General features: G+C 73.2%; 27 protein-coding genes. 10 read left to right on the forward strand and 17 right to left on the reverse strand.

The window, feature by feature from the left end:
* Window positions 1–6: 6 nt before the first annotated feature.
* Entirely contained in the window at window positions 7–753 is a 747-nt protein-coding gene (recO, locus tag AB0F62_RS14155; protein WP_361797059.1) for a DNA repair protein RecO, read from the reverse strand.
* 56 nt (window positions 754–809) lie between these two features.
* Between recO and AB0F62_RS14160 the strand changes: the two genes are divergently transcribed.
* Together AB0F62_RS14160 and AB0F62_RS14165 are read left to right on the forward strand one after the other, a co-directional pair.
* Complete coding sequence (locus tag AB0F62_RS14160) at window positions 810–1,172, forward strand: DUF1304 domain-containing protein (protein WP_361797061.1); 363 nt, start codon at window positions 810–812, stop codon at window positions 1,170–1,172.
* The gene (locus AB0F62_RS14165; protein ID WP_361797064.1) at window positions 1,172–1,471 is read left to right on the forward strand and encodes a hypothetical protein; all 300 of its coding nucleotides are present in this window, start codon (window positions 1,172–1,174) and stop codon (window positions 1,469–1,471) included. Before AB0F62_RS14160 ends, AB0F62_RS14165 begins: the two co-directional genes overlap by 1 nt.
* Window positions 1,472–1,619: 148 nt before the next feature.
* On the opposite strand, the gene AB0F62_RS14170 is transcribed toward AB0F62_RS14165, so the two are convergent.
* Window positions 1,620–2,336: a TerB family tellurite resistance protein gene (locus AB0F62_RS14170; RefSeq protein WP_361797067.1), complete on the reverse strand. Its 717-nt coding sequence runs from the start codon at window positions 2,334–2,336 to the stop codon at window positions 1,620–1,622.
* A 204-nt stretch (window positions 2,337–2,540) separates the two neighbouring features.
* Window positions 2,541–4,304, reverse strand: coding sequence for a 2-isopropylmalate synthase (leuA, locus tag AB0F62_RS14175; protein WP_361797070.1), 1,764 nt, complete (start codon window positions 4,302–4,304; stop codon window positions 2,541–2,543).
* A 311-nt stretch (window positions 4,305–4,615) separates the two neighbouring features.
* On the opposite strand from leuA, the gene AB0F62_RS14180 reads away from it, so the two are divergent.
* From AB0F62_RS14180 to AB0F62_RS14190, 3 genes are read left to right on the forward strand one after another with little or no spacing between them, the layout of a single operon-like run.
* Complete coding sequence (locus AB0F62_RS14180) at window positions 4,616–5,734, forward strand: M4 family metallopeptidase (protein WP_361797073.1); 1,119 nt, start codon at window positions 4,616–4,618, stop codon at window positions 5,732–5,734.
* A 9-nt stretch (window positions 5,735–5,743) separates the two neighbouring features.
* Window positions 5,744–6,010 (forward strand): protealysin inhibitor emfourin, encoded by a 267-nt coding sequence (locus AB0F62_RS14185; RefSeq protein ID WP_361797076.1) that lies wholly within the window; start codon window positions 5,744–5,746, stop codon window positions 6,008–6,010.
* Between the two features lie 3 nt (window positions 6,011–6,013).
* On the forward strand, window positions 6,014–6,241 hold the full coding sequence (locus tag AB0F62_RS14190) for a hypothetical protein (protein WP_361797079.1): 228 nt from the start codon (window positions 6,014–6,016) through the stop codon (window positions 6,239–6,241).
* A gap of 118 nt (window positions 6,242–6,359) precedes the next feature.
* Here the strand turns inward: AB0F62_RS14190 and era are convergent, their stop codons facing one another.
* The 5 genes from era to AB0F62_RS14215 all read right to left on the reverse strand — a co-directional run bounded on the left by era (window position 6,360) and on the right by AB0F62_RS14215 (window position 10,987).
* Window positions 6,360–7,304, reverse strand: a complete 945-nt coding sequence (era, locus tag AB0F62_RS14195) for a GTPase Era (protein WP_361797082.1) — start codon at window positions 7,302–7,304, stop codon at window positions 6,360–6,362.
* A 371-nt stretch (window positions 7,305–7,675) separates the two neighbouring features.
* Entirely contained in the window at window positions 7,676–8,023 is a 348-nt protein-coding gene (locus tag AB0F62_RS14200; RefSeq protein ID WP_361797085.1) for a cytidine deaminase, read from the reverse strand.
* A gap of 99 nt (window positions 8,024–8,122) precedes the next feature.
* Window positions 8,123–9,457 carry a hemolysin family protein gene (locus AB0F62_RS14205; RefSeq protein ID WP_361797088.1) on the reverse strand — a complete coding sequence of 445 codons (1,335 nt, stop codon included), beginning with the start codon at window positions 9,455–9,457 and terminating at the stop codon, window positions 8,123–8,125.
* A gap of 5 nt (window positions 9,458–9,462) precedes the next feature.
* Window positions 9,463–9,960: an rRNA maturation RNase YbeY gene (ybeY, locus tag AB0F62_RS14210; protein WP_361797091.1), complete on the reverse strand. Its 498-nt coding sequence runs from the start codon at window positions 9,958–9,960 to the stop codon at window positions 9,463–9,465.
* A 13-nt stretch (window positions 9,961–9,973) separates the two neighbouring features.
* Window positions 9,974–10,987, reverse strand: a complete 1,014-nt coding sequence (locus AB0F62_RS14215; protein ID WP_361797094.1) for a PhoH family protein — start codon at window positions 10,985–10,987, stop codon at window positions 9,974–9,976.
* Between the two features lie 136 nt (window positions 10,988–11,123).
* On the opposite strand from AB0F62_RS14215, the gene AB0F62_RS14220 reads away from it, so the two are divergent.
* Window positions 11,124–11,639, forward strand: coding sequence for a GNAT family N-acetyltransferase (locus AB0F62_RS14220; protein ID WP_361797096.1), 516 nt, complete (start codon window positions 11,124–11,126; stop codon window positions 11,637–11,639).
* Between the two features lie 27 nt (window positions 11,640–11,666).
* Window positions 11,667–11,894: an antitoxin gene (locus tag AB0F62_RS14225; protein ID WP_361797099.1), complete on the forward strand. Its 228-nt coding sequence runs from the start codon at window positions 11,667–11,669 to the stop codon at window positions 11,892–11,894.
* 11 nt (window positions 11,895–11,905) lie between these two features.
* On the opposite strand, the gene AB0F62_RS14230 is transcribed toward AB0F62_RS14225, so the two are convergent.
* The gene (locus tag AB0F62_RS14230; RefSeq protein ID WP_361797102.1) at window positions 11,906–13,003 is read right to left on the reverse strand and encodes a PfkB family carbohydrate kinase; all 1,098 of its coding nucleotides are present in this window, start codon (window positions 13,001–13,003) and stop codon (window positions 11,906–11,908) included.
* Window positions 13,004–13,131: 128 nt separating this feature from the next.
* On the opposite strand from AB0F62_RS14230, the gene AB0F62_RS14235 reads away from it, so the two are divergent.
* A complete protein-coding gene (locus AB0F62_RS14235; RefSeq protein ID WP_361797105.1) occupies window positions 13,132–14,073 on the forward strand; it encodes an FHA domain-containing protein in 942 nt (313 codons plus the stop codon).
* 265 nt (window positions 14,074–14,338) lie between these two features.
* Entirely contained in the window at window positions 14,339–15,154 is an 816-nt protein-coding gene (locus tag AB0F62_RS14240; RefSeq protein WP_361797108.1) for an HAD family acid phosphatase, read from the forward strand.
* Here the strand turns inward: AB0F62_RS14240 and AB0F62_RS14245 are convergent.
* From AB0F62_RS14245 to hrcA, 8 genes are all read right to left on the reverse strand, one after another.
* Window positions 15,142–15,657, reverse strand: coding sequence for a hypothetical protein (locus AB0F62_RS14245; protein ID WP_361797111.1), 516 nt, complete (start codon window positions 15,655–15,657; stop codon window positions 15,142–15,144). The genes AB0F62_RS14240 and AB0F62_RS14245 overlap by 13 nt on opposite strands.
* 82 nt (window positions 15,658–15,739) lie before the next feature.
* The gene (locus AB0F62_RS14250) at window positions 15,740–16,729 is read right to left on the reverse strand and encodes an adenosine deaminase (protein ID WP_361797114.1); all 990 of its coding nucleotides are present in this window, start codon (window positions 16,727–16,729) and stop codon (window positions 15,740–15,742) included.
* A 30-nt stretch (window positions 16,730–16,759) separates the two neighbouring features.
* On the reverse strand, window positions 16,760–17,674 hold the full coding sequence (locus AB0F62_RS14255; RefSeq protein ID WP_361797117.1) for a ribonuclease Z: 915 nt from the start codon (window positions 17,672–17,674) through the stop codon (window positions 16,760–16,762).
* A gap of 6 nt (window positions 17,675–17,680) precedes the next feature.
* The gene (locus AB0F62_RS14260; RefSeq protein ID WP_361797119.1) at window positions 17,681–18,040 is read right to left on the reverse strand and encodes a histidine triad nucleotide-binding protein; all 360 of its coding nucleotides are present in this window, start codon (window positions 18,038–18,040) and stop codon (window positions 17,681–17,683) included.
* 142 nt (window positions 18,041–18,182) lie between these two features.
* Window positions 18,183–21,458: a PDZ domain-containing protein gene (locus AB0F62_RS14265; RefSeq protein ID WP_361797122.1), complete on the reverse strand. Its 3,276-nt coding sequence runs from the start codon at window positions 21,456–21,458 to the stop codon at window positions 18,183–18,185.
* Between the two features lie 97 nt (window positions 21,459–21,555).
* On the reverse strand, window positions 21,556–22,293 hold the full coding sequence (locus AB0F62_RS14270) for a 16S rRNA (uracil(1498)-N(3))-methyltransferase (protein WP_361797125.1): 738 nt from the start codon (window positions 22,291–22,293) through the stop codon (window positions 21,556–21,558).
* 123 nt (window positions 22,294–22,416) lie between these two features.
* Window positions 22,417–23,556 carry a molecular chaperone DnaJ gene (dnaJ, locus tag AB0F62_RS14275; RefSeq protein ID WP_361797128.1) on the reverse strand — a complete coding sequence of 380 codons (1,140 nt, stop codon included), beginning with the start codon at window positions 23,554–23,556 and terminating at the stop codon, window positions 22,417–22,419.
* Window positions 23,556–24,572: a heat-inducible transcriptional repressor HrcA gene (hrcA, locus tag AB0F62_RS14280; RefSeq protein ID WP_361797130.1), complete on the reverse strand. Its 1,017-nt coding sequence runs from the start codon at window positions 24,570–24,572 to the stop codon at window positions 23,556–23,558. The genes dnaJ and hrcA overlap by 1 nt, the downstream gene beginning before the upstream one ends.
* 207 nt (window positions 24,573–24,779) lie before the next feature.
* On the opposite strand from hrcA, the gene AB0F62_RS14285 reads away from it, so the two are divergent.
* Complete coding sequence (locus tag AB0F62_RS14285) at window positions 24,780–25,511, forward strand: MBL fold metallo-hydrolase (RefSeq protein WP_361797133.1); 732 nt, start codon at window positions 24,780–24,782, stop codon at window positions 25,509–25,511.
* The last annotated feature ends 28 nt before the right edge of the window (window positions 25,512–25,539 follow it).

Here is a 25,539-nt window from a genome sequence, read left to right on the forward strand (position 1 = left end):
ATGTCGCTACTTCTCGATGAAGCGCAGACTGCGCAGGCCGCGCTCCAGATGCCACTGCAGATACGCGGCGACCAGTCCGCTGCCCTCGCGGCAGTGGCGCGGTTCGCACGCGTCGGCGGTCTCCCAGTCCCCGCCCAGCAACGCGCCGAGGAGTTCCAGTGACTCAAGTGAGGGTACGACGCTTCCGGGCGGGCGGCACTCGCCGCACACGACTCCTCCCGCCGCGACCGAAAAGAACCGATTCGGCCCGGGCATCCCGCACTTCGCGCAGTCGCCGAAGCTGGGCGCGTAGCCGTTGACCGCCAGCGAGCGCAGCAGGAAGGCGTCGAGCACCAGCCGCGGATCGTGCTCACCGTCGGCGAGGGTGCGCAGTCCCCCGACCAGCAGCAGGTACTGCTGCACCGCCGGTTCGCCCTCGTGGTCGGTGAAGCGCTCCGCGGTCTCCAGCATCGCCGTGCCCGCGGTGTAGCGGGCGTAGTCGGTGACGATCCGGCTGCCGTACGGGGCGATCGTCTCGCCCTGGGTGCACAGCGGCAGACCGCGGCCGATCAGCTCTCCCCCTCGCGCGAAGAACTGCACGTCCACATGGGAGAAGGGCTCCAGCCGCGCGCCGAACTTGGACTTCGTGCGCCGCACGCCGCGGGCCACCGCCCGCACCCGGCCGTGCCGGCGGGTGAGCAGGGTGATGATCCGGTCCGCCTCGCCCAGCTTCTGGGTGCGCAGCACGATGCCGTCGTCGCGGAACAGACTCATGCGCCCATTCTCCCGTACGCGGCGCCCGGCCCGGTCCGGGTCGTACGCTACGGCCCATGTCGATCACCGCAACCGTCGCCGTGCTGCTCATAGCGGCCCTGCACGTCTACATCCTGGTCCTGGAGATGTTCCTGTGGACCACCCCCCGCGCCAGGGCCGCCTTCGGGACCACCGCGGAGTTCGCGGAGGAGACCAGGACGCTCGCGGCCAACCAGGGCCTCTACAACGGCTTCCTGGCCGCCGGGCTGGTGTGGGGCGCGGTGGCGTCCGACCCGGTGGGCTTCCAGGCGAAGGTGTTCTTCCTGGCCTGCGTGGCCGTGGCGGGGGTCTACGGCGCCGCGACGGCGAGCCGCCGCATCCTCTTCGTGCAGACCGTGCCGGCCCTCGTCGCGCTGGCCCTGGTGCTGGCGGCGCACTGATGGACTCCGTCACCCACCACATCACCGCGACCGGCCCCGACGGCACCGTCCTGGAGGTGCTGTACGGCTACGCGGACCGTCAGCGGCGGATGCTCGAGTGCCGGCACTGCGAGTGGCGCGAGCAGATCACCTGGGGCGGCGCCAGGGACAGGGCCCTGGCCCACCTGTCGCGGGCCCACGGCGCCTCGGCGGCGCCCGTGATGGCCGCGGACCGGAAGACGCTCGGCTCGACGCTGTGGGTCATGCTCGCCTGCTTCGCCGTCGCCGCGGTGATCGTGGCCTGGATGCTCGGCCGCTGACCCCCGGCGTGCGCGCGGCGGGTCCGACGGCCGGAAGGACCGGGCGGCACGGGAGCCCCCGCGGCCGTGTGAGGGGGCCATGAAGGCCCGGGAGGCCGTCACCCCCGCCCGGCCCCCGCGGGGCCCGCGGGGGCCGCCGCCGGCGCGGTCAGGACGGCGTACGGGCCGCCGCCTCCAGGATGCGGTCGGTGTCCTCCCCGACGAGGCCGAGGCAGCGGCCGACGGCACCCAGGACCTCGCGTTCGGCCGGGAGGTAGGGGCCGTCGGCGAGGGCGATGAGCGCGCCCTGGAGCAGGATGTGCTCGCGGCCCTGGGGGGCGAGATGGCGGGAGAGGGGTTCCAGGGCCTCGTGGAGCTCGATGGACAGCCAGCTGCCGCAGCCGTCGAGGGCGTCGGCGATCCCCTCGGCGTCCAGGGCGTCGGCGGCGCCCGGGAATCGGCCCTCGTCGGCGACGATCGCGGCGAGCAGCCCCAGCAGCTGGTCCTCGGTGCAGTCGGTGAAGCCGGCCGAGCGGACCGCGTCGACTGCCGCCTCGCGGGCGCCGCGGCCCATGGCACCGCCCGCGGTGAGCACGGCGAGGGCGACGGTGTGGACGGCGTCGCGCAGCATGGCGGAGAAGACGGTGGTGGTGGGCTGCTCCAGGACCTCGGGCCCGGAGTGCGCGCGGCACACCACGCACTCCACGATCGTGCCGGCCGAACCGCGCGGCAGCAGCGGCAGACCCAGCACGGTCAGACGCCGGGTGCCGGTGCGCCGCCGGTAGCCGCGGTCGCCGCCGCAACCGGCGCAGAAGAACTCCCCGTCACCTTCGGTGTGCCAGACCGTCCGCACGCCCAAGATGCACAAGCCCTTGATCTGGAGCACCTCGCACCCTCCGGCCGCCATCCCGATGTAGATCGGTTCGTCCCATTACGCGCCGTAGGCGTGGGTAACGCTCCGGCAACGGCGCCGTAATGACGTGATGTTAGCCACATGAGCGAGGCGGAGTCAGTACCACGTGAGGACCGAATACAAGAATCGGCCACGGCGCCCGCTCGGACGCCGTGGCCGGTTCACCGTCCGTGGTGACTAGCGGGTCGCGCGGTTGACGGCGGAGACGACCGCCTTCAGCGAGGCGCGGGTGGTGTTGGCGTCGATGCCGATGCCCCACAGGACCTTGCCGTCGATCGCGCACTCGATGTACGAGGCGGCCTGGGCGCTGGCGCCCTCGCTCATGGTGTGCTCGGTGTAGTCCAGCAGCCGGGCGTCGACCCCGACCGAGGCCAGTGCGTCGAAGAACGCGGAGATCGGGCCGTTGCCGGTGCCGGTCAGGACCGTCTCGGCGCCGTCCACGACCGCCTCGACGGTCAGGGTGTCGGTGCCGTCGCTGCTGGTCGAGGTCTGCGCCGAGCGCAGGGCGACGCGGCCCCAGGCGTTGCCGGGGGTGGGCAGGTACTCGTCCTCGAAGATCGCCCAGATCTCCTTCGGCGTGACCTCGCCGCCCTCGGCGTCGGTCTTCGCCTGGATGATCTTCGAGAACTCGATCTGCATGCGGCGCGGCAGGTCCAGCTTGTGGTCGTTCTTCAGGACGTACGCGACCCCGCCCTTGCCGGACTGCGAGTTCACGCGGATGACGGCCTCGTAGGAGCGGCCGACGTCCTTGGGGTCGATCGGCAGGTACGGGACCGCCCACTCGATGCCGTCCACCGTCTTGCCCTGGGCGGCCGCGTCGGCCTCCATGGCGTCGAAGCCCTTCTTGATGGCGTCCTGGTGGGAGCCGGAGAAGGACGTGTAGACCAGGTCGCCCACGTACGGGTGGCGCGGGTGGACCTCCATCTGGTTGCAGTACTCGGCGGTGCGGCGGATCTCGTCGATCTGCGAGAAGTCGATCATCGGGTCCACGCCCTGACTGAACAGGTTCATGCCCAGCGTGACCAGGTCCACGTTGCCGGTGCGCTCGCCCTGGCCGAACAGGCAGCCCTCGACGCGGTCGGCGCCGGCCATCACGGCCAGCTCGGCGGCGGCCACGGCGGTGCCGCGGTCGTTGTGCGGGTGCGTGGACAGGCAGACGAACTCGCGGCGGCTCAGGTTGCGCGACATCCACTCGAAGCGGTCCGCGTGGGTGGAGGGCGTGGAGCGCTCGACGGTCGCCGGCAGGTTCAGGATGATCTCGCGGCCCTCCTCGGGCTGCCAGACGTCCATCACCGACTCGCAGACCTCCAGCGCGAAGTCCAGCTCGGTGTCGGTGAAGATCTCCGGGCTGTACTGGTAGCCGAAGACGGTCTCGTCGCCCAGGATCTTGTCCGCGTACTCCATGACCAGCCGCGTGCCGTCCACGGCAATCTGCCGGATCTGCTCCTTCGAACCGCGGAAGACCACCCGGCGGAAGGTCGGGGCCGTCGCGTTGTACAGGTGCACGGTCGCGCGCGGGGCCCCGCGCAGGGACTCCACGGTCCGCTCGATGAGCTCCTCGCGGGCCTGCGTCAGTACGGAGATCGTCACGTCCTCGGGGATCGCGCCCTCTTCGATGATCGAGCGCACGAAGGCGAAGTCGGTCTCACCCGAGGCGGGGAAGCCGACCTCGATCTCCTTGTAGCCCATCGTCACCAGCAGGTCGAACATCGCGCGCTTGCGGGCCGGCGACATCGGGTCGATCAGCGCCTGGTTGCCGTCCCGCAGGTCGGTCGACAGCCAGCGGGGGGCCTTGGTGATCCGCCGGTCCGGCCAGCCGCGGTCCGGGATCTCCACGGCCTCGTAGGGCTTGTACTTGTGGACCGGCATCGCGGTGGGCCGCTGGCGTACGGACGCGGCGGTGATGGGCGTGGGGCGGCCGACGGCGTTCGGGGTGGACATCTGCGGGGGTGCTCCTCGGTTGCGGCTTCGAAACGGCCGACCGGCGCTGGTTCTCCGACAACGCCAAACTCCGCGGGGAGGGAGTCGACCTGGACTACAGGCCCTCGCCGCGGCAGCTAAGAAGAAGCAACCCGAAACGCATGATGCTGTCGACCATAGCCGAGGCCCCGTGGGGCCTGCAGCCGCTGCGGCGTTCTTCTCAGTATGCAAGACCGCCCACGATGACATGAAAAACGTAGATCTTCCCTCCTTTTCGTGGATCATGGTCACAGCTAGTGACAGACAGTGAGCACCGTGCCACATTGCCCTGCATGGAGCAGACACCTGTTTTCTGCACGATCGTGCCGCCGCACGTCCTCGACAAGGTCGCCCGCAACGAGGACCGCGCACTCGCCGAGCCCGCCCGCCGCACCCTGGAGCGCGACGCCGCCGAACGCACCCGCCGCCGGCTGACCACCGTCATCGGCGCCCTCCCGGTGATCGGCGCGGAGCCGTCCGACCTGCCGCGCCGCACGATCAGCGACGCGGAGCACCGGACGGACCTGCCGGGGCGGAAGGTCCGCGGCGAGGGCGACGCCGCCTCGGACGACGCGACGGTCAACCGGGCCTACGACGGCCTCGGGGCGACCTTCGAACTCTTCCTGACGGCGTACGGCCGTCACTCCATCGACGACGCCGGCCTGCCGCTGGACGCCACCGTCCACTACGACCGCGACTACAACAACGCGTTCTGGAACGGCGAGCAGATGGTCTTCGGGGACGGCGACGGGGAGATCTTCCTCGACTTCACGCTCCCCATCGACGTCATCGGCCACGAACTCACCCACGGCGTGACCCAGTACACGGCGAACCTCGACTACTTCGGCCAGTCCGGCGCCCTCAACGAGTCGATGTCCGACGTCTTCGGCTCCCTGATCAAGCAGTACGCGCTCGGCCAGACCGCCGACCGGGCGGACTGGCTGATCGGCGCCGGCCTGCTCGCCCCGCGCGTCACGGGGGTCGCGCTGCGCTCCATGAAGGCCCCGGGCACCGCCTACGACGACGACGTCCTCGGCAGGGACCCGCAGCCCGGCCACATGGACGCCTACGTCCGCACCTCACGGGACAACGGCGGCGTGCACATCAACTCCGGCATCCCCAACCGGGCGTTCCACCTGCTCGCCACCGCGCTGGGCGGCTACGCCTGGGAGCGGGCCGGCCGGATCTGGTACGACGTGCTGACCGGCGGGGAGCTGTCACCGCGGGCGACCTTCGCGGAGTTCGCGCAGGCGACGGTCGGCGCGGCCGCCGCGCGCTTCGGCGAGGGCGAGGAGCACGCGGCGGTGGTGAAGGCCTGGTCGGAGGTCGGCATCCCGACCGCCGTGGTCGGCGGCGACCTGCCGCGCCAGTCCCCGGCGCCGGAAGGTGCGCGGCCGCCCGCACAGGGGTAGACGTCCGCCATGCGCATAGAGGTGATCCGCTCCGGCGGTTTCGCGGGGATCGAGCGCCGGGCCGCACTGGACACCGCCGGCCGGCCCGACGCCTTCCGCCTGCACGCCCTGGCCCGCGACGTCCTCGCCGCGGGCCCGGCCTCGCCCCCGCAGGGGGTGCCGGACGGCTTCCGGTACGAGATCACGATCGACGGCCGCACGGTGCACTGCGCGGACCCGCGGCTGACCGAGGAGCAGCGCGAACTGGTCCGGCTGGTGCTGAAGGAGGGCGCCTAGCCGATGGGCGGGCACGCCACCGGGCTGCGCCGCCCGACCGACGCGGTGGACCTCCCCGGCCTGCCCGTGACGGGCCGGATACCCGACTGGCCGGACGGCGTCCTGCCGCGCGGTGGGCCCACGCTCTCCGAGGCCGGGGAGCACCGCCGCGGACACCGGCCCGACGGCCGGGGGCGACGCCAGGGCCGGCTCGCCCTTCCCGCCGGTCCTGGACGCCGTCACGTTCCGTGAACCGGCGCGCCCCGAGGTCCCGCAGGGCGATGTCGCCGGGGGCGCGGCAGGCCGGGACGGCGCCGGACCCGCTCGTCGGGCAGCGGCCCCGGACGGTGTCGTCCCGGGCCGTGTCGTCCTAGAAGCCCAGCTTGCGCAGCTGCTTGGGGTCGCGCTGCCAGTCCTTGGCGACCTTGACGTGCAGGTCGAGGAAGACCGGTGTCCCGAGCAACGCCTCGATGTGGCGGCGGGACTTGGTGCCGACCTCCTTCAACCGGGCGCCCTTGGGGCCGATGATGATGCCCTTCTGGCTGGGGCGCTCGATGTAGATGTTGGCGTGCACGTCCAGCAGCGGCTTCTCGGCCGGGCGGCCCTCGCGCGGCAGCATCTCCTCGACGACGACGGCGATGGAGTGCGGCAGCTCGTCCCGTACGCCCTCCAGCGCGGCCTCGCGGATCAGCTCGGCCACCATGACCTGCTCGGGCTCGTCGGTGAGGTCGCCCTCCGGGTAGAGGGCCGGGCCCTCGGGAAGCAGCGGCACCAGCAGGTCGGCGAGGAGGTCGACCTGCCGGTCGCCGACGGCGGAGACGGGGATGATCTCGGCCCATTCGATGCCCAGTTCCGCGCCGAGCTGGTCGATCGCGACGAGCTGCTCCGCGAGCCGCTTGGAGTCCACCAGGTCGGTCTTGGTGACGATGGCGACCTTGGGGGTCTTGCGGACCTCGGCCAGCTCCTTGGCGATGTAGCGGTCGCCGGGGCCGAGCTTCTGGTCGGCGGGCAGGCAGAAGCCGATCACGTCGACCTCGGCCCAGGTGGTGCGGACGACGTCGTTGAGCCGCTCGCCGAGCAGGGTGCGCGGCTTGTGCAGGCCGGGGGTGTCGACGAGGACGAGCTGCGCGTCCGGGCGGTGCACGATGCCGCGCACGGTGTGCCGGGTGGTCTGCGGGCGGTTGGAGGTGATGGCCACCTTCGTACCGACGAGAGCGTTGGTCAGAGTGGACTTGCCCGCGTTGGGGCGGCCCACGAAGCAGGCGAAGCCGGCCCGGTGGGCGGGGGCGGGGGTCGTCTCGGTGCGAACGCTCATGGCGACCATTGTCCCTGATCCACCGGGCCCGGCTGACGCCCGCGCGCGGCAGCCGCCGTCCGGCGCCTTTCGGGGGCCCGGCGAACCGGTCTCCCGCGGTCGTTCTCCCGGGCCGGGCGGGCCGCCCACCGGGGCGTCGTCCGGTGCTCCTCCGCGGGCGCGGAGCCGCCGGGAAGGCGCGGCGAGCCGTTCACGGGCCTGCCGCGCGGCGCGGGAGAACGACACGGGCGCGCCCCCCTCGCGGGTCCGTGGCCCGCCCCGCACGGGATGCGGCGCCCGCGCAACTCGCCCTGGCGTGACGGCCGGACGACCGGCGGCCCGGCCTCGCGAAGGGCGGCGGCGTTCGCGCCGGCGGCTGAGCCGGGGTCGGCTCAGCCCGCGGCGACCGTCGCGCGGAGGGCGCCGTCGGGCCCGGCCAGCAGGACGGGGGTGTCCGCACCGCCCAGGTCGCGCACGGCCGCGCGGTCCGCGTCCGCCACCGCGTCCGTCTCGGAGACCACGGCCGCCGCCTCCAGGGACGTGGCACCGCTCGCGACGGCCATCGCGACCGCGGTCTGCAGCGCGCTGAGCGACAGCGACTCCAGGGCGACGGTGCCCGCCACATAGGTACGCCCCGTCTCGTCGCGCACGGCGGCGCCTTCGGGGACGCCGTTGCGCGCACGGGCGGAGCGGGCCAGAGTAATGATCTTGCGGTCTTCCGGGTGCAGCTCGTCGCTCATGCGGTCAGCGTATCCGCCCCGGGGGTTCCCCTCGGGGGTCCGGGAGGCACACGCCGGCGTCCGCGGCCGCGGGGTCGCCGCCCCGGCCCCGGCGGGGCCTCAGCCGCCGTGCAGCGCCCCGTCCGGCTCCGGGCCCGTGCCGTCCTCGTCCGCGACGGTCGCGACCGGCTCCACGAGGACCGCGCCGATGCGGTTGCGGCGTCCCGAGGGGGCCTCGGCGGTGAGCCGCAGGGCGGCGGGGGCGCCGGGGGCCGAGCCGGTCTCGGGGAGGCCGACGACGGCGGAGGCGCCGGGGATGGGCACCCGGCCGAGGGTCTTGGCCAGGAGACCGCCGACGGTCTCGACGTCCTCGTCGTCGAGGTCGACGCCGTAGAGCTCGCCCAGGTCGCCGAGGTCGAGGCGGGAGGTGACGCGGTAGCGGCCCTCGCCGAGCTCCTCGACGGGCGGCACCTCGCGGTCGTACTCGTCGGTGATCTCGCCGACGATCTCCTCCAGGATGTCCTCGATGGTGACGATGCCGGCCGTTCCGCCGTACTCGTCGATGACGACGGCCACGTGGTTGCGCTCGCGCTGCATCTCGCGCAGCAGGTCGCCGGCGTTCTTGGTGTCGGGGACGAAGAAGGCCGGGCGCATCAGCGAGGAGACGGGGTCGGTCTCCGCGTCGCGGTTGATGTGCACGCGGCGGGCGAGGTCCTTGAGGTAGACGATGCCGACGATGTCGTCCTCGCTCTCGCCCGTGACCGGGATGCGCGAGAAGCCGCTGCGCAGGGCGAGGGTCATGGCCTGGCGGATCGTCTTGTAGCGCTCGATGGCCACGAGCTCGGTGCGCGGCACCATGACCTCGCGCACCAGGGTGTCGCCGAGCTCGAAGACGGAGTGCACCATGCGGCGCTCCTCGTCCTCGATCAGGGACTCGCTCTCGGCGAGGTCGACCAGCGCCCGCAGCTCGGCCTCGGAGGCGAAGGGCCCCTGGCGGAAGCCCTTGCCGGGGGTGAGCGCGTTGCCGAGGAGGATCAGCAGCGCCGGGATCGGCCCCATGACGCGGGCCAGCGGCAGCAGCACGTACGCCGCCGCGGTGGCCGTGTTCAGCGGGTGCTGGCGGCCGATGGTGCGGGGCGAGACGCCCACCGCGACATACGAGACCACGATCATGACGGCGACCGCGACGAGGACCGCCTGCCAGGTCTCCTCGAAGTGCCGGACGCAGACGACGGTGACGAGCACCGCCGCCGCCATCTCGCAGGCCACCCGGACCAGCAGCGCGACGTTGAGGTAGCGGGTGGGGTCCGAGGAGACCGCCAGCAGCTTGTCCGCCCCGCGCCGGCCGGCACGCACCGCGGCCTCCGCCCGGAAGCGGGAGGTGCGGGCGATGCCGGCCTCGGCGCAGGCGGCGAGCCAGGCGACGACGACCAGCAGGACGGCGAAGACCACCATCGCGATCAGTGGGTGGTCGTCGGGGCCGGGGACGGCCCCTCGATGCCGCGCTCGGCGCGCCAGCCGTCGAGGATGGCCTTCTGCAGGCCGAACATCTCGGCCTTCTCGTCGGCCTCCTCGTGGTCGTAACCGAGCAGGTGCAGCACTCCGTGGACGGTGAGCAGCTGCAGCTCCTCGTCCATGGAGTGCTTGGTCACGGCCGCGTCGCCCTGCTTCTTGGCCACCTCGGGGCAGAGCACGATGTCCCCGAGCAGGCCCTGCGGGGGCTCCTCGTCGTCCTTCCCGGGACGCAGCTCGTCCATCGGGAAGGACATGACGTCGGTGGGGCCCGGTTCGTCCATCCACTGGATGTGCAGCTGCTCCATGGCGTCGGCGTCGACCGCGATGACGGAGAGCTCGGACAGCGGGTGGATGCGCATGTGCTGCAGGGCGTAGCGGCTGATGTCGAGCACCGCCGCCTCGTCGAAGTCCCAGCCGGATTCGTTGTTGACGTCGATCGCCATAGTGCTTCGGTGGCTACTTTCGGTTGCCGTTGAGGTCGTCGTAGCGCTCGTAGGCGTCCACGATGCGCCCGACCAGCTTATGGCGTACGACATCCGTGCTCGTCAGGCGCGAGAAGTGCACGTCCTCGACGCCCTCCAGGATGTCCACGACCTGGCGCAGCCCGCTCTTCGTGCCACCGGGGAGATCGACCTGGGTGACGTCGCCGGTGATGACGATCTTGGAGTCGAAGCCGAGCCGGGTGAGGAACATCTTCATCTGCTCGGCGCTGGTGTTCTGCGCCTCGTCGAGGATGATGAACGCGTCGTTGAGGGTGCGTCCGCGCATGTACGCCAGCGGAGCGACCTCGATCGTGCCGCTCGCCATGAGGCGCGGGATCGAGTCGGGGTCGATCATGTCGTGCAGCGCGTCGTACAGCGGCCGCAGGTACGGGTCGATCTTCTCGTAGAGCGTGCCCGGCAGGAAGCCGAGCCGCTCGCCCGCCTCGACGGCCGGACGGGTCAGGATGATCCGGTTGACCTGCTTGGACTGCAGGGCCTGGACGGCCTTGGCCATGGCCAGGTAGGTCTTGCCGGTGCCGGCCGGGCCGATGCCGAAGACGATCGTGTGCTTGTCGATCGCGTCGACGTAGCGCTTCTGGTTGAGGGTCTTGGGGCGGATGGTGCGCCCCCGGCTGGACAGGATGTTCTGGGTGAGCACCTGGGAGGGGGTCTCCTCCAGGCCGTCGGTTCCGCTGTCCTGGCGGAGCATGGCGATCGACCGCTCCACTGCGTCCTCCGTCATCGGCTGGCCGGTGCGGAGCACCAGCATCATCTCGTCGAAGAGGCGTTGGACCAGCGCGACGTCCGCGGGTTCACCGCTCGCGCTGATCTCATTGCCTCGTACATGGATGTCGACGGCCGGGAACGCCTGCTCTATCACGCGCAGGAGCGAGTCGCCGGACCCGAGGACCGTCACCATGGGGTGCTTGGCCGGTACGACGAAGTGGGCGCTCGCCTGCGGTTGCTGCGTTGTCGGTGTCTGAGTCATGGGCCAGGCTCGACGGCCTGCTCATCCCGCCTTCTGCTGTTCGACATGCCACTGGGCTTGGGGTTCAAGGGTACGTCGGTGCGGCTGGGGTTCCGAGGGGTTTTACGCTGCGTCACGCGCCGGGTAGAACTGCCGGATGGAGATCCGTACCGGAGGACCCGGGGACCTGCCCGCGACGCTCGCCCTGCTGGACGGGGCCGTCGCCTGGCTGACCGCTCGCGGCCGCACCGGCCAGTGGGGCACCCGCCCCTGGTCCTCCCGGCCCCCGGCGGTGGAGCGGGTCGCCCGGTACGCCGAGGAGTACCTGCTGCGCGCCGCCGAGGTCGACGGCCGGGTGGCCGGTGTGTGCGTGCTGGCCGAGGAGAGGCCCGAGTACGCCCCGCCGGTGGACGAGCGCGAACTGTATCTGCGGCTGCTGGTCACGGACCGGGCGCTGTCCGGGAGCGGGATCGGCGCGGCCCTGGTGGACGACGCCGTCGCCGAGACCCGCCGCCGGGGCATCTCCCTGCTGCGCGTCGACTGCTACGCGGGCGGCGACGGCCGCCTGGTGCGGCAGTACGAGGCCCTGGGCTTCACCCGCGCCCAGCCCTTCACCGTGCCCCAGGCCGAGGGCGACCCCTGGCCGGGCCGCATCCTGGAGCGCCGGGTCTGACGGCGGCATGGCGGCATACTGACGGGCATGCCCGACATCTGGATCCGGGACGTCCCCGATGACGTGGACCGCACGCTCCGGCGCCGTGCGGCCGAGGCCGGTCTGTCCCTCGACGCCTACCTGTTGCGTCAACTGGCCGAGGAGGCACGCACGCCTCCCGCGAACGGCGCCCGGGGCCGCACGGGCCGTTCCGCGCCGGTGGAGTTCTCCACGGAGCACCTCACCGGCGGCGACGGCGTGCCGCCGGGCTCCTGAGCGCCACCGCGTCAGCGCAGCGGCGGCGGGCGGAAGCCGATCGTCGGCACCGCGCGGCGCAGCGGCCAGCGGCGGGTGCCGGTGGGAAGCAGGTCGTCCAGGAAGGCGTAGCGGCGCAGCGCCGAGCGGTCCTGGTCGTCGTACGCCTTGGCGTGCTGCCACCAGGCGGCGATCTCGATCCAGCCGGGCGCCGACAGCGAACCGCCGAACTCCTGCACCGACAGCGCGGCCGTCAGGCACGCGAAGGCCACCCGGTCGGCGAGCGGCCAGTCGGCCAGCGTGCCGGTCAGGAAGCCCGCCACGAAGACGTCCCCGGCCCCGGTCGGGTCCAGGGCCTCCACGGACAGCGCCGGGACCTCGGCCTCCTGCCCGCTGCCCGAGTCCACCGCGTACGCGCCCTCGGCGCCGAGCGTCACCACCGCCAGCGGGACGAGTTCGGCCAGCTTGCGGGCGGCGGCCCGCGGGCAGTCCGTGCGGGTGTAGCGCATGGCCTCGGCGGCGTTCGGCAGGAAGGCCTCGCAGTGCGCCAGGTCGGCGAGATCGGCCGGGTCCCAGCGGCCGCTGTCGTCCCAGCCGACGTCGGCGAAGATCCGGCTGCCCTGCCGGGCGGCACCGCCGATCCACTCCTGCCGCGGCCCGCCTGGCACCAGCGAGGCCACGCACGCCCGGCTCGGCGGCGGGCACGCCGGAGCGGTGTCCTCGGGCGGCGGTGCCTCGTGGCCGTGGCTGACCATGGTGCGCTCGCCCTCGTACGCCATGGAGACGGTGACCGGCGAGTGCCAGCCCGGGATCCTGCGGGACAGGCCCAGCTCGATGCCCTCCCCGGCGGCGAGGGCGTCCCAGCAGTAGTCCCCGTACACGTCGTCGCCGAAGGCGGCCGCGAGCGAGGTGCGCAGCCCCAGCCGGGCGAGGGCCGTGGCCATGTTGGCCACCCCGCCGGGGCTCGATCCCATGCCGCGGGCCCATGACTCGGTGCCGCGCACGGGCGCGCTGTCGAGACCGGTGAAGATGATGTCCAGGAAGACCGTGCCGGTCAGATACACATCGGTCTCCGGGTCGTCCGGCGCGCGCACCGCCGCGAGCGGATCGAGGACGGGCTGGTCTTCCACCCGGGCTTCCTCCCGACCTGGTGTCGTTCCGGTCGATCGTACGCGTGCCCGGCGCCGTGACCAGCGTTTGTCCGCACGCTGGCGCGGACGGATGCTGAGGGAAAGCGGATGACCCCCAGGGGCTGGAGATGCCCGGACACGCGCCCGCACCGCCACAACTGATCGAGACCACGGGGCCGGGCGCCGGCACGGCCCACGCCATCCCGGCCGGGTACTCCGAGATCGGCAGGCACCCCGGCAGCGGGATCCGGCTCGACGAGGAGGGCGTGAGCCGGCGGCACGCCGCGGTGAACCGTGCCGGAAGCCATGTCGTGCTCAGCGACCTCGGCTCGACCAACGGCACCTATCTCAACGGGGCCCTGCTCGACGCGCCGCGTCCCCTCCACGACGGCGACCTGCTGCGCATCGGCCATGTGGAGCTGCGGTTGTCGGTGGAGTCGGCCCGGCCGGCGCGACCGGCGCGACCGGACGCCGAGGAGGCGGACACCCCGGGGACCGCAGGGGCGCGGGAGGCAGGGCAGGCCGCGGAACCCGGGGAGCCCGGGGAGGCCAGACAGGCCGGGGAGGCCGGGGAGCCCGGGGAGGCCGCTCCCCCGCCCCTGACGGTCGTCCACGACCTCGGGGACGCCCGCGACCGGTCCGGCACCCGCCACGGCGCCCGCTACCCGTCCGGCCGCGCCCAGTACCTGGTCGGGCGCCGGCGCTACGGCGGCGGCGAACCCGGCGACGGGCACGAGGCGGACCCGGGTGCCGCCGAGGAGGCCTGCACCGGACTCTTCCGGGTGCGGGGGCCGGGCCGGCTGCTCATGGCCGCCGGGGTGCTGGTGGCGCTGGCCGGCTTCGCCGTCTGGGTGTCACTGATCCTCAGCCTGCTGGGCGGCGTGGGCAGCGCGCAGGCCCCGCCCGACCCGTTCGCCGAGACGCTGTGGGGACTGCCGAAGGCACCACTGGGCTTCACCGCGTTCGGGGCGGGGGCACTGCTCTGCGCGGTCGGCGCGGCCCTGTCGAGGGCCGCCCGCAGACGGGACGCGGCGCCGGGGCGGCGGCGTCCGGGACGCCACCGCCACTGACCCGCGGCCGGGTGCGACCCGAGCGGCGGGGGACCCCGCCGCGGCGGCATACCAAAGCTTTGCCGGTCCTTTCCGCACGTGGCGACCTGGGCTGATTCGTCCTCGGGCGGCGATTCGGGGTCATCGCGCGTAGACAGCCCTTGACCAGCGCGATCGAGGACCCCTAGCGTCGCCGCGTCAACGAGCCCCGCAGGGCCGGGCATTCCCCCGAAGCGCGTGGGCCCGGCCGTGCGTGCACTCCGGCCGGATCGAAGGAGCCCCCCAGATGCCCGCAGCCAGACCGTCCGTGTTCACCCGCGGGCGCACCCGCACCCTCGCCGCCGCCGTCGCCGCGGTGGCGGCGGCCGCCACCCTCTACGGGGTCGGCGCGGCGACCGCGGACACGTCCGTGCCGCGCAGCGACAAGCAGATACCCAACCTGACCGACGTGGTCACCGACATCAAGGCGTACTACGGCGACACCGTCGACGCCTCCGGCGAGCACCAGTCCGCCGCCGACAGCAACTACGCCAAGCAGGTCGCCGGCATCGAGAAGAAGGCCAAGGGCTATCTGCAGGACGCCCTGAAGAAGTCCGCGCACCACGGACACGGCAAGCCGGCGATCGTCCTCGACGTCGACGACACGTCCCTGCTGACGTACAACTACGAGCTGGAGGTGGGCTTCAACTACACGCCCGCCTCCAACGACGCGTACATCCAGAACAAGGACATGGCCCCGGTCTTCGGCATGCCGCAGCTGGCCGACTGGGCCGCCGACCACGGTGTGACGGTCTTCTGGATCACCGGCCGCCCGGAGACGCAGCGCGCCGCGAGCGTCCGCAACCTGGGGACCGCCGGCTACACCTCCGCGGCGGACCCGGCCCACTTCTTCCTGAAGAACAAGGTCGCGACCGACTACCTGCCCTGCTCCACCCCGACCTGGACCTGCTCCACCGTCGACTACAAGGCGGGCACCCGGGCCCACATCGAGGCGCAGGGGTACGACATCATCGCCAACTTCGGCGACCAGTACAGCGACCTGAGCGGCGGTCACGCCGACAAGTCGTTCAAGCTCCCCAACCCGATGTACTACGTGCCCTGACCGGCGGCGGGCCGCCAGCCCGCGGTGCCCGTCCCCCCGCGCGGAGGACGGGTGCCGCGGCGCCGCGCGCGGGCCAGCCACAGGCCCCGGCCCAGCGACCACAGCACCAGCCCGGCGACCACGGGCCCGCCGAGCAGGATCGCCAGCCCGGCGCCGATGTTGGCGCCGATGACCCCGGCGGTCACCGTCCGCCAGATCGCGCCGATGAGCAGCCCGGCCGCGAGCAGCGGCCCGATGACCTCCCACCACCGGCCGTCGAAGCGGTCCGGCCCGGGACGGGAGGCCCGGCCCAGCAGCACGGCCGCACCGGTGGCCAGCACGGCCGCGGCCGCGCCGATCGCGGTCTCCGCCCCTTCCGGAATGGCGAAGGGCCGCACCATGTAGTCCAGTTCGGAGGGTGCGAAGCCGGCGGCGTCCTGCCGGCCCATCAGCCCCCAGACGGCGACGGGCGTGGTCACGATCAGCGTGACGGCCGCTGCGGGCCGTATCAGGTGCTTGCGCATGACTCCATGCTCCGCCCGCGCGGCACGGTCCGCATGAGTGCGCGTACTCAGACGGGCACGCGCGGACGCACTCAGGGCGCACTCAGAACGTGTACGCGTCCACCTCGGCGAGGTACCGGTCCCGCAGGTCCTCGTCGCCGTCGAGGAAGGCGGCCCGGAAGGAGTTGCGGGCGAGCAGCCGCAGGGCGTCCTCGCCCAGCGGGAGCGCGCCCGCCACCGCGTCGAAGGTGTCGCCCGCGTAGCCGCCGAAGTAGGCGGGGTCGTCGGAGTTGAGCGTGACCAGGAGCCCCGCGTCGAGCATGGCGGGCAGCGGGTGGTCGGCGAGGGTGTCCACGCAGCGCAGGCGCACGTTGGACAGCGGGCAGACGGTCAGCGGCACCTGGTCGCGGACCAGCCGGGCCACCAGTTCCGGGTCCTCCATGCTGCGGATGCCGTGGTCGATCCGGTCGACGCCGAGCACGTCCAGCGCCTCCCACACATATGCCGGCGGGCCCTCCTCGCCGGCGTGGGCGACCCGGCGCAGGCCGGCCGCCGCGGCCGCCTCGTACACCGCGCGGAACTTCGACGGCGGGTGGCCGACCTCGGCGGAGTCCAGACCGACGGCGCTGATGCGGTGCAGATGGGGCCGGGCTGCCTCGAAGGTCTCCATCGCGGACTCGGCCGACTCGTCCCGCAGGAAGCACATGATCAGCCGCGTGCTGACGCCGTGCCGCTCGGGGCCGCGCTCCAGCGCCCGCGCCAGACCCTCGACGACGGTGCCGATCGGGACGCCGCGCGCGGTGTGCGCCTGCGGGTCGAAGAAGATCTCGGCGTGCCGCACGCCCTGCGCGGCGGCCCGGGCGAGATAGGCGTCGGCGAGGTCGGCGAAGTCCTGCTCGGTGCGGAGCACGGCCATGAGCGCGTAGTACAGGTCCAGGAAGGACTGCAGATCGCTGAAGGAGTAGGCCCGCCGCAGCTCCTCGGTCGAGGCGTACGGCAGGTCGACCCCGTTGCGCTCGGCGAGGGCGAAGGCGAGCTCGGGTTCGAGGGTGCCTTCGATGTGCAGATGGAGTTCGGCCTTCGGGATGCTCACCCCGCAACCGTACAGGTCAGAGACGTTTGGCTAGGTCTGGCGGCGCTTCGGCACGGCGACCCGGCCGAGGTCCTGGGCCACCGTCAGCTCGCCCTCGAAGCCGGCGTCCCGTGCCTGGCGCTCGAAGTCCGCCGGGTCGGTGTAGCGCTGCGAGAAGTGGGTGAGCACCAGATGCCGTACGCCCGACTCCGCCGCCACCCGGGCCGCCTGACCCGCCGTGAGGTGGCCGTGCTCCTCGGCCAGCGCGGCGTCCTCGTCCAGGAAGGTCGACTCGATGACGAGCAGGTCGCAGCCGTCCGCCAGGGCGTACACCGCGTCGCACAGCCGGGTGTCCATCACGAAGGCGAAGCGCTGCCCCGGGCGCGGCTCGCTCACGTCGGCGAGCGTCACCCCGTCCGCCTCGCCCTCGCGCTGCAGCCGCCCCACCGCCGGGCCCGTGATGCCGTGCGCGGCCAGGCGCTCCGGCAGCATGCGGCGCCCGTCGGGCTCGACCAGCCGGTAGCCGTACGCCTCCACCGGGTGCGACAGGCGGCGCGCCTCCAGCAGGAAGGCGGCGGAATCGACCAGCACGACCGCCTCGCCCTTCACCGGTTCCTCGCGCAGGGCCACGGTCTCGCGGTAGGCGGTGGCGTACCGCAGCCGGTCGAAGAAGCGCCGGCCGGACTCCGGGTAGTGGGCCGTGATCGGGTGCGGCACCCGGTCGAGGTTGATCCGCTGGATGACGCCGGCCAGACCCAGGCTGTGGTCCCCGTGAAAGTGGGTCACGCACAGCCGGGTCAGATCGTGCGCCGCGACACCGGCGCGGAGCATCTGGCGCTGGGTGCCCTCGCCGGGGTCGAAGAGGATGCCCTCGGCGTCCCAGCGCAGGAAGTAGCCGTTGTGGTTGCGATGCCGGGTCGGAACCTGGCTGGCCGTGCCGAGCACGACCAATTCACGTGCGGACACAGGGGGTTATCCGGGCGGCCACTCGAGGCCGCGGCCGCCCAGCACGTGGGCGTGCGCGTGGAAGACGGTCTGGCCCGCCCCGGCACCGGTGTTGAAGACGATCCGGTAGCCGGTGTCGTCCACCTTGTCGTCGGCCGCGACCTCGCCCGCCGTCCGCAGCACGTCCGCGGCGAGCTGGGGCGCCTCGGCGGCCAGCGTCGAGGCGTCCGGGTAGTGCGCCTTGGGGATCACCAGGACGTGGGTCGGCGCCTGGGGGTTTATGTCGCGGAACGCGACGGTCGTCGCGGTCTCCCGCACGACGGTCGCGGGCACGCTCCCCGCGACGATCTTGCAGAACAGGCAGTCCGCCTGCGGCTCTCCCGCCACCTGACGCCTCCGTCCAGGGGTTGATCAGTACGTCCGCATGCTACCGGTGCCCGCCGCGCCGACGCGCCGGCGCGGGGCGGGTCGCGCCGGGCCCCGGTTCCGGGGCCCGGCGGCACCTCCGCCGCCACGGCGGAGGGGGACGCTACGGCAAGGGCGGCAAAGGGGGCGCGGTCCGGGCCGGGTTGGCCTCCAGCGCCTCCAGGGCGATGCGGACGGCCTCGTCCAGCTGCGGGTCGCGCCCGGCGGCCCAGTCCTGCGGGGTGTGGACGACCTCCACGTCCGGGTCGACGCCGTGGTTCTCCACGTCCCAGCCCACGCCCTCCAGCCACGTGGCGTACTTCGGCTGGGTGACCAGCGTCCCGTCGACCAGGTGGTAGCGGGAGTCGATGCCGATGACGCCGCCCCAGGTCCTGGTGCCCACCACGGGCCCGATCCCCAGTGCCTTGATGGCCGCGTTGACGATGTCGCCGTCCGAGCCGGAGAACTCGTTGGCGACGGCCACGACGGGCCCGCGCGGCGCGTCCAGCGGGTAGCTGAAGGCGGGCATCCCGCGCGGCAGGTCCCAGCCCACGATCCGCCGCGCCAGCTTCTCCACGACCAGTTGGGAGGTGTGGCCGCCGCGGTTCTCCCGCACGTCCACGACCAGACCCTCCCGGACGACCTCCACCCGCAGGTCGCGGTGGATCTGGGCCCAGCCGGAGCCGACCATGTCGGGCACGTGCAGATACCCCAGCCGTCCGCCGGACAGCTCGTGCACGTGGGCCCGGCGCCCGGCGACCCAGTCGTGGTAGCGCAGCGGCTCCTCGTCCGCGATGGGCACCACGACGACATGGCGCACCGCGCCTCCGTCGGCCGGGGCGACGGTGAGTTCGACGGGCTTGCGCACGGTGCCGAGGAGCAGCGGACCCGGGCCGGCCAGCGGGTCGACCGGCCGTCCGTCGACGGCGAGGATCGCGTCGCCGGCACGGACCGCGACGCCCGGCGCGGCCAGCGGGGAGCCGGCGCGCGGGTCGGAGGTCTCCGAGGGCAGCACCCGCTCCACGCGCCACACGCCGTCCGCGTCGCGGGCGAGGTCCGCGCCGAGCAGGCCCTGGCCGTGCAGGGAGTCGCCGCGGCCGCCGGGCGGGGTGACGTAGGCGTGCGAGGTGCCCAGTTCGCCCGCGACCTCCCAGAGCAGGTCGACGAGGTCGTCGTGGGTGGCGACCCGGTCCAGGACGGGCCGGTAGCGGTCGCGCACGCCGTCCCAGTCGACGCCGCCCATGTCGGCGCGCCAGAAGTTGTCCCGCATCAGGCGGTGGGCCTCGTCGTACATCTGCCGCCACTCGGCGTGCGGGTCCACCGTGACGCGGACGCGGGAGAGGTCGACGGTGACGTTGCTGTCGGTCTCGTCGTCGGACGGCGCCGACTTGTGGTCGGCCGCCGCGACCCGCAGCCGGTGGCCGGACGTCACCAGCACCTTGTTGCCGTCGCCGCTGACGGCGTAGTCGTCGGTGTCGTCGGCGATGTCCTCCACCCGCAGCTGCTTGAGGTCGTACCGCTCCAGCGCGCTGGACGGCGGCTCGGCCTCGGGCGAGGCGAGGCTCGCGCCCAGGACGCCCTGCAGGGGGTGGCGCAGCCACAGGACGCCGTCCTTGGCGGCCCGCAGCGTGGAGTAGCGGGCCGCCTCGACCGGGAACGGGACGATGCGGTCGGCCAGGCCCTCGGCGTCCACCTTCGTGACGGGGGTGCGGGGCCGGTCCTCGCCGTCCTCCTTGCGGGAGTCCTTCTTGCCCTCCTCCTGGCCGCGGTCGTCGCCGTCCTTGTCCTCGGCAGAGGAGTCGACGGGCCGCCCGTGGCGCTGCGGGCCGAAGGGCGAGGGCGTGGTGGCGGCGAGGGTGATCAGGTGGGGGCGGCAGGCCCCGAGGAAGGCGAGGTCGAAGACGTGCTCGTCGTAGACCGGGTCGAAGGAGCGCTCGGAGAGGAACGCCAGGTGCTTTCCGTCGGAGGTGAAGGCGGGCGAGTAGTCCCGGAAGCGCAGCGGGGTCGCGTCGACGACCGTGAGGTCCGCGGTCGAGGCGAGCTTGAGCTGGCGCAGCGGGTCGGGCCCGGCGTGGGACCAGGCGAGCCAGGCCGAGTCGGGCGAGAAGGCGAGGCCGCTCGCGTGGCCGTGCTCGCCCTCGACGACGGTGCGGACCTCGCCGGTCTGCGCCTCGACGAGCAGCACCCGGCCGTCGTGCGAGGCGACGGCGATCCGGTGGCCGTCCGGGGAGACGGTCATGGACAGGACCCGGCCGAGCCGTCCCGCGGCCAGCCGACGGGGCGCGGCCGTGCCGGTGCCCGCCGCGGGGGCGATCTCCAGCGCGTCCTCGCCCTCGGCGTCGGTGACCCACACCACCTGCTGGTCGCCCTCGCCGCCGAACACCCGCGGCAGCCGGGTGCGCACCCCCGGCTCGGCGGACAGCGCCCGCGCCGGGCCGCCGCGGTGGGTGACCCAGTGCGTGGTACCGCGGATCTCGACGGCGCTGCCGCGGCCGGTGTGGTCGGGCCGGGCGTCGCCGAGGTGGTGGGCGGCGCGCACGGGGTGCGGCTGCAGGTCGGTCCGCTGACCGCCGAGGCGGACGTCGAGCGGACGGGCCTCGGCGCCGTCCAGGTCGTCCAGCACGAACAGCCGCCCGGTGCTGGTGTAGACGACGCGAGTGCCGTCGGTGGCGGCCTGCCGCGCGTAGAAGCCGCCGTCCTCCACGGCGGTGTGGCGGCGCAGGTCGCTGCCGTCGGGGAGGCTGGAGTAGAGCGCGCCGACGCCCTCGTGGTCGGAGAGGAAGGCGATCCTCTCCGCCACCCACATCGCGCACTCCAGGTTGCCGTCCAGGCCGGCGTGGATCCGCTCGAACTCCCCGTCGCCCGTGCGGTCGATCCACAGCTTGCCCGCCGTGCCGCCGCGGTAGCGCTTCCAGGCCGCGGCCTCGCGGCCCATCGTCGCCGACAGCAGCAGCACGGCCCCGTCCGGCCCGTAGGCGACGTCCCCGACCGGCCCGTACGGCAGCGTCCGCGCGGGACCCCCGTCCACCGGGATCGCCCGCGCCCAACTGCGGCGCAGCGACGCCTGCCCGGAGGTGCTGACGGCCAGCACGTCGCCGCCGGGCGTCCAGCCGCGCACGGAGGTGCGGCTGCCCCAGTACGTCAGGCGTTTCGACGGCCCGCCGTCGGTGGCCGCGACGTGCACCTCGGGTGCGCCGTCGCGTGTGGAGGTCCACGCGATGCGCGCCCCGTCGGGCGAGAACCGCGGATGGCCGACCGGCATGTTGTCCGCGCTGACCCGCCAGGCCCGACCGGTGCCGTCCAGCGGGGCGGCCCAGACGTCGTCCTCGGCGGTGAAGGTGATCAGGTCACCGTGCAGGTGCGGGAAGCGGAGGTACGCGGGGTGCGAAGGCTGCGTCACGCCGTCACATTAACCACCCGGTGCTCCGGTGGTCAGGGGTTTTCGATCTCATTGCCCCGAGGGGGATTCCGGGCCGCCCCGGGCCGCCGGGTGCCGGTCAGCCCCAGCGTCCGGTGCGGCCGAGCAGGAGGGCGGTGGCGGCGACGCCGGCGGTGGAGGTGCGCAGGACGCTCGCGCCGAGGCGGTAGGGCTTGGCACCGGCGGCGGCGAAGGCGTCGAGTTCCTCCGGGGAGACCCCGCCCTCGGGGCCGACGACCAGGACGATCTCGCCCTCGGGCGGCAACGGGGCGGTGGCGAGCGGCTCGGAGCCCTCCTCGTGGAGGACGGCGGCGAACGCGGCCCCGGACAGCAGCGCGGCCAGCCGGCGGGTCGTCATCGGTTCGGCGATCTCGGGGAACCTCAGCCGCCGGGCCTGCTTGGCGGCCTCCCGGGCGGTGGAACGCCACTTGGCGAGGGACTTGGCGCCGCGCTCGCCCTTCCACTGGGTGATGCAGCGCGCGGCGGCCCAGGGCACGACCGCGTCGACACCGACCTCCGTCATGGTCTCGACGGCGAGTTCACCGCGGTCGCCCTTGGGCAGCGCCTGGACGACCGTGATCCGCGGCCGGGGCTCGGGCTCCTCCCGGACGTCCGCGACGGCGACCTCGAGCGTGTCCTTGCCGTCGACGGCCGCCACGGTGCCGTACGCGCCGCGTCCGAGGCCGTCGGTGAGGACGATCTCCTCGCCGACGCGCAGCCTGCGCACGGCGACCGCGTGCCGGCCCTCGGGGCCGGAGAGCGTGATGCGGTCCGGGCCCAGCGCCTCCGGGTCGACGACGAAGACGGGGGCGGTCACGGCGCGGTCCGTGCGCGGAGGTCGGTCGGTGCGGCCATGCGCCCATCGTTTCACGACGCGAAGGGGCCCGTGGTCCGGGGTGTTTCCCCCCGGCCCACGGGCCCGCGGACGTCCAGGCCGTGCCTAGCGTCCGTTGAACGCGTCCTTCAGCCGGGAGAACAGCCCCTGCTGGCCCGGCTGGAACTGCCCCGTGGGCCGTTCCTCGCCGCGCAGCTTCGCCATGCGGCGCAGCAGCTCCTCCTGCTCCGGGTCGAGCTTGGTCGGGGTCTGCACCTCGACGTGCACGATGAGGTCGCCCCGGCCGCCGCCCCGCAGATGCGTGATGCCGCGCTGGTGGAGCGGGATCGACTGGCCGGACTGCGTGCCGGGCCGGATGTCGATCTCCTCCAGCCCGTCCAGGGTCTCCAGCGGGACCTTGGTGCCCAGTGCCGCGGCCGTCATCGGGATGGTGACGGTGCAGTGCAGGTCGTCACCGCGCCGCTGGAACATCTGGTGCGGGAGTTCCCGGATCTCGACGTAGAGGTCGCCGGCGGGGCCACCGCCGGGGCCGACCTCGCCCTCGCCCGCGAGCTGGATGCGGGTGCCGTTGTCGACACCGGCCGGGATCTTGACGGTCAGGGTGCGCCGGGACCGGATCCGGCCGTCGCCCGCGCACTCCGGGCACGGGGTCGGGACGACGGTGCCGAAGCCCTGGCACTGGGGGCACGGCCGGGAGGTCATGACCTGGCCGAGGAAGGACCGCGTGACCTGCGAGACCTCACCGCGGCCGCGACACATGTCACACGTCTGCGCGGACGTGCCCGGGGCGGCGCCCTCGCCGTGGCAGGTGTTGCAGATGACGGCCGTGTCGACCTGGATGTCCTTGGTCGTGCCGAAGGCCGCCTCGTCCAGCTCGATCTCCAGCCGGATCATCGCGTCCTGGCCGCGCCGGGTGCGCGAGCGCGGACCGCGCTGGGACGCCGTGCCGAAGAAGGCGTCCATGATGTCGCTGAAGTTGCCGAAGCCCTGGCCGAAGCCGGCGCCCGCGCCGGCCCCGCCGCCGTTGGCGGACAGCGGGTCGCCGCCGAGGTCGTAGACCTGCTTCTTCTGCGGGTCCGAGAGCACCTCGTAAGCGGCGTTGATCTCCTTGAACCGCTCCTGCGTCTTCGGGTCCGGATTGACGTCCGGGTGCAGCTCTCGCGCGAGACGGCGGAATGCCTTCTTGATCTCGTCCGGGCTTGCGTCGCGGCGCACGCCGAGCACGGCGTAATAGTCCGTGGCCACTACGACTCCGCCAGGATCTGTCCGACGTAACGTGCCACTGCGCGTACCGCTCCCATCGTTCCGGGGTAGTCCATGCGGGTCGGTCCGACCACGCCGAGTTTCGCCACCGCCTCGTCGCCCGAACCGTAGCCGACGGAGACGACCGATGTGGAGTTCAGGCCCTCATGGAAGTTCTCGTGACCGATTCTCACCGTCACGCCAGAGTCCTTGGCCTCGCCCAGCAGCTTGAGGAGCACCACCTGCTCCTCGAGCGCCTCCAGCACCGGGCGGATCGTCAGCGGGAAGTCGTGCCCGAAGCGGGTCAGGTTGGCCGTGCCGCCGAGCATGATCCGCTCCTCGGTCTCCTCGACCAGGGTCTCCAGGAGTGTGGCGAGGACCACCTGGACGGAGGGCCGGTCGTCGGGCTCGAAGCCCTCGGGAAGCTCCTGCACCAGCGGCGGGACGTCGCTGAACCGGCGCCCCACCACCCGGCTGTTCAGCCGGGCGCGCAGGTCGGCCAGCACGGTCTCGCCGACCGGTGCGGGGGCGTCCACCAGCCGCTGCTCCACCCGTCCGGTGTCCGTGATCAGCACGAGCATGATCCGGGCCGGGGCGAGCGCGAGCAGTTCGACGTGGCGCACGGTCGAGCGGGTGAGCGACGGGTACTGGACGATCGCGACCTGCCGGGTGAGCTGCGCCAGCAGCCGGACCGTGCGGGCCACCACGTCGTCGAGGTCGACGGCGCCGTCCAGGAAGTTCCCGATGGCCCGGCGCTCGGCGCCCGACAGGGGCTTGACGCTGGTGAGCCGGTCGACGAAGAGCCGGTAGCCCTTGTCGGTCGGCACGCGGCCGGCGCTGGTGTGGGGCTGCTGGATGTAGCCCTCCTCCTCCAGCACGGCCATGTCGTTGCGGACGGTCGCCGGGGACACGCCGAGGGCGTGCCGCTCGGTGAGCGCCTTCGAGCCGACCGGCTCCTCGGTGCCCACGTAGTCCTGGACGATGGCACGCAGCACTTCCAGCCGTCGTTCACTGAGCATCGCGCACCTCCAGTCGCTCGGTCACCGTGCGGGTCGTGTCGCCCCCCGCGGCCTGGCACTCCACTTCCCTGAGTGCCAGTTTTCCCCAAGTCAGTGTACGGCGGGGTGGCAAGACCTCGGCAAGGGCCGTCCACAGGTCCGGCCCAAGGCGCCCTCGCCCCGCCACCGTAGCGGGCGCGGGGCGTCCCGCGGGGATACCGTCACGTTGTGGAGAACACACCGACCGCGCCGGACTCCCCCGGCTGGGAGCAGCTCGCACCGGGGGTGGCCCGGCGGCGGCTGCCCTTCCTCGACGTGACGGTCGGGGTCGTCGTCGGCGACCAGGGCGTGCTCCTGGTCGACACGGGGTCCTCGGTCGCCGAGGGCGCCCTGCTGCGCCGGCAGGTCCGCGAACTGACCGGGCGGGACGTGACCCACATCGCACTCACCCACGGTCACTTCGACCACGTCTTCGGCACCGCCGCCTTCAAGGGCGTCCAGGTCTTCGGGGACATGGCCCTCGACGCCTACCTGGACCGCGAGCGCTTCTCGCTGGGCCGGGACGCGGTCGGGCACGGCGCCGGCGAGGCCGAGTCCACACAGGCGGCGGACGCCCTCGTCCGCCCCGGTCATCTCGTGGACGGCTCGTACGAGCTCGACCTCGGCGGCGACCGGCAGGTCCTGCTGGTCCACCCGGGTGACGGGCACACCACCCACGACCTGGTGGTCGTCGTGCCGGGGACGCCGGCCGTGGTCTTCTGCGGCGACCTCGTCGAGGAGTCGGGCGAACCGCAGGCCGGTCCCGACGCCGCGCCGCACGCCTGGCCCGGCACCCTCGACCGCCTGCTGTGGCTGGGCGGCGAGACGGCGCTCTACGTACCGGGCCACGGCGCCGTGGTCGACGCGCGCTTCGTCCGCGCCCAACGGGACGCGCTGACGGCCCGATTCGGATCCGCCTGAGCGTTCGGCCGCACGGATACGATCCCTG

The organism is Streptomyces sp. NPDC026673 (genome assembly GCF_040638135.1).
Taxonomy (GTDB): domain Bacteria; phylum Actinomycetota; class Actinomycetes; order Streptomycetales; family Streptomycetaceae; genus Actinacidiphila.

Excerpts from the sequence above, each read along its gene's own strand:
- recO (WP_361797059.1), bottom strand. The coding sequence starts at position 753 with ATGAGTCTGTTCCGCGACGACGGCATCGTGCTGCGCACCCAGAAGCTG.
- AB0F62_RS14160 (WP_361797061.1), top strand. The coding sequence starts at position 810 with ATGTCGATCACCGCAACCGTCGCCGTGCTGCTCATAGCGGCCCTGCAC.
- AB0F62_RS14165 (WP_361797064.1), top strand. The coding sequence starts at position 1,172 with ATGGACTCCGTCACCCACCACATCACCGCGACCGGCCCCGACGGCACC.
- leuA (WP_361797070.1), bottom strand. The coding sequence starts at position 4,304 with ATGTCCACCCCGAACGCCGTCGGCCGCCCCACGCCCATCACCGCCGCG.
- AB0F62_RS14180 (WP_361797073.1), top strand. The coding sequence starts at position 4,616 with ATGGAGCAGACACCTGTTTTCTGCACGATCGTGCCGCCGCACGTCCTC.
- AB0F62_RS14185 (WP_361797076.1), top strand. The coding sequence starts at position 5,744 with ATGCGCATAGAGGTGATCCGCTCCGGCGGTTTCGCGGGGATCGAGCGC.
- AB0F62_RS14190 (WP_361797079.1), top strand. The coding sequence starts at position 6,014 with ATGGGCGGGCACGCCACCGGGCTGCGCCGCCCGACCGACGCGGTGGAC.
- era (WP_361797082.1), bottom strand. The coding sequence starts at position 7,304 with ATGAGCGTTCGCACCGAGACGACCCCCGCCCCCGCCCACCGGGCCGGC.
- AB0F62_RS14200 (WP_361797085.1), bottom strand. The coding sequence starts at position 8,023 with ATGAGCGACGAGCTGCACCCGGAAGACCGCAAGATCATTACTCTGGCC.
- AB0F62_RS14205 (WP_361797088.1), bottom strand. The coding sequence starts at position 9,457 with ATGGTGGTCTTCGCCGTCCTGCTGGTCGTCGTCGCCTGGCTCGCCGCC.
- ybeY (WP_361797091.1), bottom strand. The coding sequence starts at position 9,960 with ATGGCGATCGACGTCAACAACGAATCCGGCTGGGACTTCGACGAGGCG.
- AB0F62_RS14215 (WP_361797094.1), bottom strand. The coding sequence starts at position 10,987 with ATGACTCAGACACCGACAACGCAGCAACCGCAGGCGAGCGCCCACTTC.
- AB0F62_RS14220 (WP_361797096.1), top strand. The coding sequence starts at position 11,124 with ATGGAGATCCGTACCGGAGGACCCGGGGACCTGCCCGCGACGCTCGCC.
- AB0F62_RS14225 (WP_361797099.1), top strand. The coding sequence starts at position 11,667 with ATGCCCGACATCTGGATCCGGGACGTCCCCGATGACGTGGACCGCACG.
- AB0F62_RS14235 (WP_361797105.1), top strand. The coding sequence starts at position 13,132 with ATGCCCGGACACGCGCCCGCACCGCCACAACTGATCGAGACCACGGGG.
- AB0F62_RS14240 (WP_361797108.1), top strand. The coding sequence starts at position 14,339 with ATGCCCGCAGCCAGACCGTCCGTGTTCACCCGCGGGCGCACCCGCACC.
- AB0F62_RS14245 (WP_361797111.1), bottom strand. The coding sequence starts at position 15,657 with ATGCGCAAGCACCTGATACGGCCCGCAGCGGCCGTCACGCTGATCGTG.
- hrcA (WP_361797130.1), bottom strand. The coding sequence starts at position 24,572 with ATGCTCAGTGAACGACGGCTGGAAGTGCTGCGTGCCATCGTCCAGGAC.